At 67.3% G+C, this 11,318-nt stretch carries 9 protein-coding genes; 2 read left to right on the forward strand and 7 right to left on the reverse strand.

Going from position 1 to position 11,318, the window contains the following annotated elements; genetic code table 11:
• Positions 1-118 precede the first annotated feature (118 nt).
• The 7 genes from ABZ004_RS21760 to ABZ004_RS21790 all read right to left on the reverse strand — a co-directional run bounded on the left by ABZ004_RS21760 (position 119) and on the right by ABZ004_RS21790 (position 8,701).
• On the reverse strand, positions 119-1,477 hold the full coding sequence (locus tag ABZ004_RS21760; RefSeq protein WP_355682102.1) for an NAD-dependent succinate-semialdehyde dehydrogenase: 1,359 nt from the start codon (positions 1,475-1,477) through the stop codon (positions 119-121).
• 371 nt (positions 1,478-1,848) lie between these two features.
• Complete coding sequence (locus tag ABZ004_RS21765; protein WP_355682103.1) at positions 1,849-2,499, reverse strand: histone deacetylase; 651 nt, start codon at positions 2,497-2,499, stop codon at positions 1,849-1,851.
• An 8-nt stretch (positions 2,500-2,507) separates the two neighbouring features.
• Entirely contained in the window at positions 2,508-4,100 is a 1,593-nt protein-coding gene (locus ABZ004_RS21770) for a peptide ligase PGM1-related protein (protein WP_355682105.1), read from the reverse strand.
• Positions 4,097-5,227, reverse strand: coding sequence for a response regulator (locus ABZ004_RS21775; RefSeq protein WP_355682107.1), 1,131 nt, complete (start codon positions 5,225-5,227; stop codon positions 4,097-4,099). The genes ABZ004_RS21770 and ABZ004_RS21775 overlap by 4 nt, the downstream gene beginning before the upstream one ends.
• The gene (locus ABZ004_RS21780; protein WP_355682109.1) at positions 5,224-5,607 is read right to left on the reverse strand and encodes a response regulator; all 384 of its coding nucleotides are present in this window, start codon (positions 5,605-5,607) and stop codon (positions 5,224-5,226) included. The genes ABZ004_RS21775 and ABZ004_RS21780 overlap by 4 nt, the downstream gene beginning before the upstream one ends.
• On the reverse strand, positions 5,604-7,862 hold the full coding sequence (locus ABZ004_RS21785; RefSeq protein ID WP_355682111.1) for a GAF domain-containing protein: 2,259 nt from the start codon (positions 7,860-7,862) through the stop codon (positions 5,604-5,606). Before ABZ004_RS21785 ends, ABZ004_RS21780 begins: the two co-directional genes overlap by 4 nt.
• A 77-nt stretch (positions 7,863-7,939) precedes the next feature.
• On the reverse strand, positions 7,940-8,701 hold the full coding sequence (locus tag ABZ004_RS21790; RefSeq protein WP_355682113.1) for a DeoR/GlpR family DNA-binding transcription regulator: 762 nt from the start codon (positions 8,699-8,701) through the stop codon (positions 7,940-7,942).
• Between the two features lie 48 nt (positions 8,702-8,749).
• On the opposite strand from ABZ004_RS21790, the gene ABZ004_RS21795 reads away from it, so the two are divergent.
• The gene (locus ABZ004_RS21795) at positions 8,750-9,115 is read left to right on the forward strand and encodes a DUF4406 domain-containing protein (protein ID WP_355682115.1); all 366 of its coding nucleotides are present in this window, start codon (positions 8,750-8,752) and stop codon (positions 9,113-9,115) included.
• 148 nt (positions 9,116-9,263) lie between these two features.
• A complete protein-coding gene (locus tag ABZ004_RS21800; protein WP_355682117.1) occupies positions 9,264-11,318 on the forward strand; it encodes a phosphocholine-specific phospholipase C in 2,055 nt (684 codons plus the stop codon).

Here is an 11,318-nt window from a genome sequence, read left to right on the forward strand (position 1 = left end):
GGGCGACGGAGTCCCTCGCCCCGGGGCGGGTGGGAGCAGCGGAGCAGGTCGCGACGAAGGAGCGGCCGTTGCGGAGCTGCGTGGGCGATCTTCCCCGCCACACACACCAGCCTGGCGGTTAGAGGCGGATCGATTTTTTGTTCATGAATTCCTCTATGCCGGCCGGGCCCAGTTCTCGGCCTAGGCCGGAGCGTTTGATGCCGCCGAAGGGGAGGTCTGCTTGGGAGCCACCGGCGGTGTTGAGGTAAACCATGCCGGCTTCGATCTGGTCGGCTATGGCGCGGAGGCGGGTGGGGTCGGTGCCCCAGACGCTGGCGCCGAGGCCGAAGGGGGAATCGTTGGCGATGGTGATGGCTTCGGCTTCTGTTTCGGCTTTCAACACGACGAAGACGGGGCCGAAGATTTCTTCGTAGTAGGCGTCCATGGAGGGGGTTACGTCGGTGAGGACGGTGGCTTCCAGGTAGGCGCCGGGGGTGATGCGGTTGCCGCCGGTGCGGAGGCTGGCGCCTTGGGCTACGGCGTGGGCGACTTGGGCGGCTACCTCGTCGGCGGCGGCGGTTGAGGCTAGGGGTGGGAGTTTGGTGGCGGGGTCCGAGGGGTCGCCGGGGAGGTAGTAGGACGCGACGCGTTTGGTGAGGCGGTCTACGAAGTCGTCGTACAGGGAAGCGAGGACGATTATTCGTTTTGGGGAGTTGCAGGATTGGCCGCAGTTGCGCATGCGGGCGGTGGCGACGGCATTCACGGTTTCGTCGAGGTCGGCGGTGTCGAGGACTATCAGCGGGTCGGAGCCGCCTAGTTCGAGCACGGTCTTCTTGAGGTTTTTGCCGGCTTCCGCCGCGACCGAGATGCCGGCCTGTTCGCTGCCGGTGAGGGATACGCCGACGATCCGCGGGTCGGCGAGGATCGCGGGGATCTGCTTGCTGGCGGCGAAGGTGTTGACATAGACGTCATCCGGTACGCCGGCGTCGCGTAGTACGGACTCGATCGCCGCAGCCGAGCGGGGGCAGATCGAGGCGTGTTTCAGGAGGATCGTGTTGCCGAGGACGAGGTTGGGCGCGACGAAGCGGGCGACCTGGTAGCAGGGGAAGTTCCACGGCATGATCCCGAGAAGGGGGCCGATCGGGTTCTTCGTGATCACCGCTGAGCCGTTCTTCACAACGAGAGGCTCGTCCGCGAGCAACGCCGGTCCCTGCGAGGCGTAGTACCGGAAGATGTCGACGACGATGCCGATCTCGCCGCGGCCCTCGTTGATCCGTTTGCCCATCTCCAGCGTCATGATCGCGGCGAGCTCGTCGGACCGCTCGGCGAACAGGTCGGCCGCGCGGGACACGATCGCGGCCCGAGCCGGCACGCCCAGGGCACGCCAGGACGGATACGCCCGGTGCACCCGGTCGATCGCGGCGAGCACCTCCTCGTCGGTCGAGTTCGGGACCTGCTCGATCAGCTCACCCGTGGCCGGGTCGGTGACTGAGTACATACCGACGAAGCCTAAGGGATAGAGTCCATACTGTATACAGAAGCCAGAAATAAAGTCAGATGGCCGCACCGATTGCCGCGACCACGACAGGCAGGCAAGCTGTCAAGCAATCGTTGTCCCGCCTTCGACGATCGGATCCCCGCGCCCATCGTCTTGGCCGGGTCCGCCCAGTTGGTGCCGGGTGGCCGGGTGTTCTCTCTTATACCGTCGCCATCAAGTCGCTGGATGGCGCGGGTCCGGGGAGGCGCGGCGTACGGGTGTTGCCGACGGTCGGCGTACCGGCTCCAGGTTTGCCACGTGCACGTTCCCCCTCCTCGGAGAGCGACCCCACCAAGAAGGCCACCGCCACCTTCCCGGCCATCGCCAAGTAGTCAGCGGCGTGTCCCCGGCGAAGGTCTCCGGGGAGACGCGATCTCCGTGAGGGCCTCCACCGTCCAGGCACCCTTCACCCCCGGCGCCGCAGACAGGTAGTCGGCGATCTGCGCTCCGTTCCAGCCATGAGCCTCTCGCAAACCGGCCGCGATCCAGCGCAGGTAAGCAGTGCTCGGAGCAGCAAGCGCGAGTTCGGCGACATCGCCATGCGTCACGGTGAACATCGGTACGCCGTCCTGCTCGCCGACCCGGGCCACCGTCTCGTACCGGCCGGGTCCCATCGTGTGCACCGACTCGACCTCGGTCAGCAATCCGGCCAGCTCCCGCGCAAACTCACCCCCCGGTTCCCGGCGCATCTCCTGCGCGGCGACGTCGCCCAGCTGATCCGCCGTCACCAGATACCCCCGGCCGGCCACCAATCCCGGCGCCGTGGTGTCGTAGAAGGCCATACCGCCGCCCCAGACCCGCGACTCCCCGGCAAACACCAGCCCGCCCGGTACTTCGAGGCTCACCATCCGTTCAGGTTCCCGGGTGTCCCGACAGCCGGCGTACTCACGCATCCCGCCGGCCGGACGGCCACCGGCCAGGTAACAGCGGAACCGGTCGAACGCGAGATTTGACCCATAGGCGACGTACCAGACTCGCTGCATCGAACCTCTCAGACCGGAAGCGGATGATCGTCAAAGGCCTGCCGCGCCTCCTCCACCACGATGCGGGAGGCCTCACGATACCGACGGTCGGCCTCCGCCGGGGTGTCTCCCACCGCGGTCAGGCCCAGCCGGCCACGCTCGGTCAGACAGCTGATCATGTGGAACACCACACCGACCTGGCGGGACTGGTCGAAGTGCAGCCCGTGCCGCGCGACGATGTCGAACAGGTCCGCCGGCACCAGCCCTTTGAGCAGCTCCGACTCGAGGTGATCCGTGGCGACCAGATGCTTCTCATGGCCGCGTGGCGTGACGAACAGCGCGGTCGCCGGGTCGTACCGGCCGTCGGTCAGGAACTGCAGGGTGAGGAAGGGATGCGTCGTCCCGCCCTTGCGCAGGTTCAGTTCGATCGCGTACGCCGTCCAGTCGCCGGCCGGCCCGCGGACCACGACGAAGTCCACCGCGAATCGCCCGAGCGCGCCTTCGGTCGCGAGCCGGTGCCCGATCAGCTCGGCATGCTTGGTGATCAACCGCGCGTACTCCGGCGCCGCCGGGAAGACGCAGCCCAGGTAGCTCTGCCCGCTCGCGCCGCCGAGCAACTGGTCGTGCGTGGACAGCAGCTCGACCAGACCGGTCGGCAGCACCCGAAGCTGGACGCTCGGGCTCTGCAACTGCTCGCCGACGATCCGCTCCTCCACGATCCCGCCGCCATCGGCGAACTTGGCGACATAGGTGTCGAAGGGAGTCGTCGGCGACTCCAGCTCCATCGCCCGGAGCCGGGTCATCACCTCGGCTCGCTCGGTCGGCGAGCCTGGTGCCGGCAGGCCGTTCAGCCGGACCACCGCGTTCCCCGCCCCGGAGACGCCTTCGTTGAGCTTGACGATCGCGCTGTCCATCGAGGGCCGTTCGGCGCGCATCACCAGCACCGCATCGGCGATCTGGTCGAGACTGCGCAGGTTCTCGGCGCCGAGCGGATGCGGAACGCCGACCTCGGCGAACATCCGGCGGCAGCCGGACTTGGAGCCGAGATCCGCCAGCCGCGGATCGGCGCCGTACATGGGGATCCCGAGGCTGAGCGCAACATCGCGCTCGAGCTCGGTCGTGTTGTAGGGCACGAGGTGTGACCGGGCCCGGTTCGGGATCAGGGCGCCGATCCGGCGCAGCAGGCGCGGGCGGGCCAGCAGCTTCTCGCTGAGCGAGATCGGCGAGGCGTCGTTGACCGAGATCAAGGACAGCCGGGCCCGGGCATGGCTGGGAATCACACCCGGCAGCAGCGCGAGGTAGTACTCGACGATCTCCGGGGTGATCGGCATCGAGGTCAGGTAGATCATCCGCAGCCGTGGCTGGCGCAACAGCACCAGCAGGAAGAGGAATCGTTCCTCGTAGGCCTGCATCATCGTCCCGGTGCCGGTCGTTTCGGTCCGGTCCAGGGAGATCGACGGTACGACGACCACCGACTCGTCGTCGTAGTTGAGCCGCATCGCGTCCCAGACGGCCGCCATCCGCGCCTGCAGCTGATCGAACTGGCGGTAGCGCTCGTCTTCGGAGAGCGTGGAGAGCCCGCGTGACGCGACCTCGGGTGCGGTCCACAGGTCGCCGGTCATGACGCGACCCTGGAGCTGTCGAGGCCGCGCACGGTGAAGGTATGGACGGGACGGCTGAACCCGCGCAGCTCCCGGTAGCCGGCGTCCTCCCCGACCACCAGTCCCCCGGCCGCGCTGTAGACCCGTTCGGTGGCCAGGATCTGCCACGGTTCGGCGTCGGCGCACAGCCGCGAGGCCAGGTTGGTCACGCTCCCGATCGCGGCATAGTCGTTACGTCCGTCGAAGCCGATCTTGCCCAGCGTCGCGTACCCCTGGGCGAGCCCGATGCCGAGCGCGAGGTCGTGCCCCTGCCTCCCCCAGGCCTCCGCGAGGCCGCGGACCCGGGTCCGCATGGCGACGCTCATCCGGATCGCCCGCAACGGTCCGTCGTCGCAGCGGACCGGGTCGTTGAAGAACACCATCAGGCCGTCCCCGGCGAACCGTTCCAGCGTCCCTTCGAAGCGGAAGATCAGATCGCCGAGGGCCTGGTGGTACTCCGTCAGTACGCCCATCACCTCCTCCGGCTCGCTCGCTTCGGCGAACGCCGTGAAGCCCCGGAGGTCGCAGAAGACGACGACGATCTCGCGCCGGTGGCTGGTCAGGAACGACTCGTCACCGGAGTCCACGATCAGCTCCGCCAGCTGCGGCGCGAGGAACCGCCGCAGTCGTCCCATCCGTTGCAGCTGGGAGACCTGCGTCTCGACCCGCGACTCCAGTTCCTGGTTCCAGGCCGCCAGCTCGCCGGCCTGTCGTTTGATGGTGTCCTGGTACCGCTTGATCCTCGCCAGCGACGCCACCCGGGCCAGGAGTTCGCTCTGATTGACCGGCTTGGTGAGGAAGTCGTCCGCGCCCGCTTCCAGCGCCTTCACCTTCTGCTCGTCGCCACTAGCGGTCACCATCACGACCGGCAGGTACGCCGTGTCCACCTGCTCCCGGATCCGCCGGCAGACCTCGTACCCGTCGATGCCAGGCATCACGATGTCGAGCAGCACCAGATCGATTGCCTCCGTCTCGATCGCCCGCAACGCCTCCTCACCAGAGGCCGCCGTGCGTACGTCGTACCCGCGTGGGGTCAGGATCGCTTCCAGGAGCCTGACGTTGGGAGCCTGGTCGTCGACCACGAGCACCGTTGACCTTTCAGCGGTCATGTCACCCCTCCGAGCCTGAGAAAATCCCTGATCTGCTGAGGCAGGCGGCGCACGCTGATCGGCTTCTCGACGTACCCGGTGAAGCCGGACTCGAACGCACGCTCCCGGTCGTCGTCCATCGCGAAAGCAGTCACGGCCACCACCGGTACGTCGCGAGTCTCCTGCCGCGCCCTGATCTGGCGAAGTGCCTCGGCACCGTCGATCCCGGGAAGCTGCAGGTCCATCAGGATCAGGTCCGGCGCCTCCGAGACTGCCAGCCGTACGCCGTCCTCGCCCGAGGTCGCCTCAATCACCTCGTAGCCGGAGAAGCGCAGGACATCCCTGACCAGCTTCAGGTTCTTCGGATTGTCTTCCACCACCAGGATCCGGCCTGGGCTCATGGACTCTCCCCCTCGTTCTCCGCTCCGGCGCCGGTCGTCAGGCCGACGGCGGCGAGGGCATCGAGCAACGCGTCCCGGCTGACAGGTTTGACCAGGTAGGCGGCAGCGCCCAGCGCGGCACCGCGGGCCCGCTCGTCGACGATGGACACGATGATCACCGGGATGTCCTTCGTCCCGGCTTCGGACTTGAGCGCCTGCAAGACCGACCAGCCGTCGATTCCCGGCAGCCGGATGTCCAGCAGTACTGCGGCCGGCCGCACCCGCCGGACAGCATCGAGACCGGTCTGACCGTCGCCTGCTTTGGTGACCCGCACGGCGGCACCCGACAGGTACGCCGTGATCAGGTCGAGCGACGGCCGGTCGTCCTCGATCACGACGACATCACCGACCGGCTGCACCGCCTGGCCCGGCCGGTCCACGATCTCCCTGCTGCGCAAGGAGAATCCGAACGTACTGCCGACCCCGACCTCGCTCTCCAGCCACATCCGGCCGCCGAGCAGTTCCACGATCCGGCGCGACAAGGTCAGGCCGAGACCGGTGCCTTCCTCCCGCGACGCGCCCCGGCCGCCCTGCTGGAACGACTCGAAGATGCGCTCCCGATCCTCCGGCGGTACGCCGTGACCGGTGTCGGTGACGGTGATCCAGATCTCCGTGCCGACCTGGTTCGCGCGGACCACCACCGATCCCTCGTCGTCGGTGAACTTGACCGCGTTGGTGATCAGGTTCAGCACCACCTGCTTCAGCCGCAGCTCGTCGGCGTACACCTGCTCGATCTCCGGCGCGACCTCGACGCGCAGGTCGATGGCATGCGCGGCAGCTCGCTCGCGCACCATCGCCGCGGTGTGGTCCAGTAGCGCGCGCAGCCCGAACGTCGAGTACTCCAGTTCCATCCGGCCCGCCTCGACCTTGGACAGGTCCAGGATCTCGTTCAGCAGCTCCAGCAGGTGCTTGCCCGAGCCGTGGATGTCGCGCAGATACTCCTCCTGCCGCTCGTTCACCGGTCCGAACATCTGCTCCAGCAGGACTTCCGAGAACCCGAGGACGGCGTTCAACGGGGTCCGCAACTCGTGCGACATGCTCGCCAGGAACTCCGACTTGTGCCTGCTGGCGATCTCGAGTTCCGCGCTCCGCTGCTTCAGCTCGCGGTACAACTGCGCATTCAGCAAGGCCAGCGCGGACTGGTCGGCGAACATCTCGAGCAGCGTCAGCGTCTCCGCTGTGAACTCGCCCGGCCGCTTGCGGCGGACCACGAGGGAGCCGACGATCTGCCCCTCCCGCAGCATGGGTACCGCGACCAGCGAGCGCCAGCCTGCCTCGAACAGGACCGTGAGGTGCGGATCGAGCTCCGCCTCGGCGAGGTCGTTCACCGCCAGCGGCCGGCCGAGCTTCGCCGCGCGCCCGACGAGCGACTCGTCGAGATGGATCCGGATCTGCCGCAGCCGTTCGATCACGCTCGGGTCGGTCTGGTAGACGCTACGGACCAGGAAACAGCGCTCGCTCTCGTCGTACTCCATGATCGAGCCGCCGTCGGTCGCGGAGATCCGGACCGCGTGCATGGCGATGGTCGCCAGCACGTTGGCGACGTCGAGGCTGGAGTTGACCACCTCGCCGACCTCCCGCAAAGCCTCGAGTTCGCCGACCTTACGGGCCAGGTCCGCGCCCCGGGCCTCCAGTTGCTGTACCAGCTTCACGCTGTTGATGGCCATCGCCGCCTGACCGGCGAAGGCGGTAACGAGATCCTGCTCCCGCTGGTCGAACGGACCGACCTCGTTACGCCACACGGTGAGCGCTCCGACCACCACGTCGTCGACGAGCATCGGCGCGCCCATCGTGGTCCGGAAGCCGGCGATCCGCTGCAGATCCTGGGCCCCGTAATCCGGATCGGCCAGCACATCCGCGATCTGCTGGGTCTTCCGGTCGAGCCCGACCCGGCCGATCAACGTCTCCCGCGACACCGACATCGGGTGATCCGAGATGAACCGGATCGACTCCGTCGTCAGGCCGACGGCCTTGATCAGCTGGTAGTAGGCGTCCTCGAGCAGATACAGATGCGCGGCGTCGGAACGGCAGAGCCTGCGCGCACTTTCCACGATCGTGGTCAGCACCTGGTCGGGGTCACCCGCGGACCGCCCGACAGCGGAGAGTACCTCGTTGGCTGCGGCGAACTGGTCGCTCAGGGCCGCGAACTCCCGTTGGAGCCGCTCGTGCTCCACCACCCCTGTGTCGGCGCCCCCAGCGAGCGCCTGCTCGCCCATCGCAGCCTCCCCGTCGCCGGAACCCCGGCGACGCCTAGCCCAGTCTCCCGCCGATCCGTTCCAGTGGGAACCCTTCGTCAGGTCGTCGCGCCGAGGATCCGGACGCCGGCTGTTTCCAGGTCCCCTACTGCGCGATCGGTGGCCTTTGCGTCGGTGATTACTGCGGTGATTTCGGCCAGGGGGAGGACGGGGTAGCGGGAGGCGGCGCCTAGTTTTTCTGAGCTGGCTAGGACGTAGGTTTCGGCGGAGCGGCGGGAGAGGGCTCGCTTCATCGCTGCCTCGTCGGCGTCGCCGGTGGTGAGGCCGGCCTCGTGGTGTACGCCGGTGACGCCGAGCAGGAAGATGTCGGCCGTGATCGCCTGGGCGGCCTCGACGGCGGCGGCTCCGCTGGCGACCATCGAGTGCTTGAAGATCCGGCCGCCGATCAGGAAAAGGTCGATGGAAGAGTGTTCACCCAGGGCAGCCGCGATCGTTGGGCTGTGGGTGATGACGGTCGCGTTCAAGGTCGACGGCAGGGTTCGCGCGACCGCTAGGGCCGTCGTGCCGCCGTCGAGGATCACTGCCATTCCGGGCTCGATCAGCGCAGCCGCGGTTGCCGCGACCCGCGTCTTGCTGTCCACCGCAACCGTTTGCCGAGTCGAGTAATCCGCGACCGCCGGGGAGACCGGTAGCGCACCGCCGTACACGCGTTGGCACAGCCCTGCCTCCGCGAGTTCCCGGAGATCACGCCGGATGCTGTCCTCGGACGTGCGCACCTCGGCGGCGAAGTCCTTCGCCACGATCCGCCCTTCCCGAGCCAGCCGTTCAAGCAAGAGTTCCTTCCGTTGCGCTGCCAGCATCCACATTCCTCCTTGTTTTCTCACATTGTTGCACGTTATGGTCCGCCTATGCCCAAAACACTCCTGATCCTCATCGCCGGCCCCTACCAATCAGGCGCGAACGGGGATCCCGACCTGATCGCCGCCAACCTCCGCAAACTCGAAGAAGCAGCCTGGCCGATCTTCGAGCGCGGCCACATCCCGATGATCGGCGAGTGGGTCGCCCTCCCGGTCCTGAGCAGCGCCGGCGCCCGCACAACCCCCGACCAGGTCCTCTACCCCACCGCCGACCGTCTCCTCCACCACTGCGACGCCGTACTACGCATGCCAGGCGACTCCCGTGGCGCCGACCAGGACGTGAAACTCGCTCACGAACGAGGCCTCCCCGTCTACTACGACCTCACCGAGATCCCGACCGCGACTGCAGAAAACTGATTGTTTCTTATTGTTTGGAGCACTGACGAGCGGTTAAGGTCCGAGGCGCGCCGTTCATCTGACGTCCGCCGGTTGGACAGATGAGAGTGCTGTGGAAGCAGCGTGCGCGCTGGATACTCCGTTCGTCACGCCCACGAGGAGATCAGTCATGCCAGAACTCAACCGCCGGAGATTTCTCCAGCTGGCCGGTGGCACTGCCGCCTTCGCCGCCATGTCGAACAGCATCGAGCAGGCCGCCGCGATCCCCGCGAACCGACAGCACGGCGACATCAACGATGTCGAGCACATCGTCGTCCTGATGCAGGAGAACCGGTCGTTCGACCACTACTTCGGCACCCTGAACGGAGTCCGCGGGTACGGCGATCCGCGGCCGGTCACGCTGCCGAGCGGCAAGTCGGTGTTCCACCAGACGAACGGCACCCAGGAGGTGCTGCCGTTCCGGCCGGAGGCGGACAACCTGGGCCTGCAGTTCATCCAGGATCTCCCGCACAGCTGGCCGGACGGGCACCGCGCATTCAACAAGGGAAAGTACGACCAATGGGTGCCGGCCAAGACGTCGACGACGATGGCCTACCTGACCCGCGAGGACATCCCGTTCCACTACGCGCTGGCGGACAAGTTCACCATCTGCGACTCGTACCACTGCTCCTTCATCGGCTCCACCGACCCGAACCGGTACTACATGTGGACCGGCTACACCGGCAACGACGGTCGGGGCGGTGGACCGGTGCTGGGCAACCAGGAGGCCGGCTACGGCTGGACGACGTACCCGGAACGGCTCGAGCAGGCCGGCGTCTCCTGGAAGATCTACCAGGACATCGGTGACGGTCTCGACGGACCTGGCAGCTGGGGCTGGATCGACGACGCGTACCGCGGCAACTACGGCGACAACTCGTTGCTCTACTTCAACAACTACCGCAACGCCGAACCCGGCAGCCCGCTCTACGAAAAGGCGCGCACCGGGACGAACGTGAAGGCCGGCGACGGACTCTTCGACCAGCTGCGTGCGGACGTCCAGGCCGGAACGCTGCCGAAGATCTCCTGGATCGCAGCACCGGAGGCGTTCACCGAGCACCCGAACTGGCCGGTCAACTACGGCGCCTGGTACATCTCCCAGGTCCTCGACGCGCTGACGTCGGACCCGGACACCTGGAGCAAGACCGCACTGTTCATCACGTACGACGAGAACGACGGCTTCTTCGACCATGTCGTCCCGCCGTTCCCTCCCGGCTCGGCGAACCAGGGTCTGTCGACCGCCGACCCGACTCTCGACCTGTTCCCGGGCAATGCGAGCAACGCGGCCGGTCCGTACGGTCTCGGTCAGCGAGTGCCGATGCTGGTGCTGTCGCCGTGGAGCACCGGCGGCTACGTCTGTTCCGAGACGCTCGACCACACCTCGATCATCCAGTTCATGGAGCGCCGGTTCGGGGTGCACGAGCCGAACATCTCGCCCTGGCGACGCGCGATCTGCGGCGACCTGACGTCGGCCTTCGATTTCGGGAACTCGAAGACGAAGGTCGGCCGGCTGCCCGACACCTCGTCGTACCAGCCGCCGGACAACGAGCGGCACCCGGACTTCGTACCGGTACCGCCCGCGGTCGGCAAGCTGCCGAAGCAGGAGCGCGGCCGGCGGCGTACCAGGCCGTTGCCCTATGCACCGAGTGTGGACGGCGCCGCGAACCCGAGCACCGGCAAGTTCCAGCTCGCCTTCTCGTCGGGTCCGAAGGCGGGCGCGCAGTTCCTGGTCACCTCGGCGAACCGCACGGACGGCCCGTGGACCTACACGACCGAAGCCGGGAAGACGATCTCCGATTCCTGGAACACCGCCTACTCGAACGGCGTCACCGACCTGACTGTCTTCGGTCCGAACGGCTTCCTGCGCACCTTCAAGGGCAAGCCGGTCGCCGGACCCGAGGTGACGGCGCGGCACAACGGCCACAACGGTGACCTCGACCTGAAACTCACCAACACGGGCAGCACCCAGGTCGCCTTCACCGTCACCAACGCGTACGGCGGGCGCACGAAAGTGCTGAAGCTGAAGGCCGGCCAGACCGCGAGTTACCAGGTGGATCTCAACCACACCGACAGCTGGTACGACGTATCGGTGGTCGTTGCCGGTGACAACAGCTTCCTCCGCCGCTTCGCCGGCCACGTCGAAACCGGCGAGGAGAGCGTCAGCGACCCGGGTCTGATCACTAAGTAG

It is taken from the genome of Kribbella sp. NPDC006257 (genome assembly GCF_040613535.1).
In the GTDB taxonomy this organism is placed as follows: Bacteria; Actinomycetota; Actinomycetes; order Propionibacteriales; family Kribbellaceae; genus Kribbella.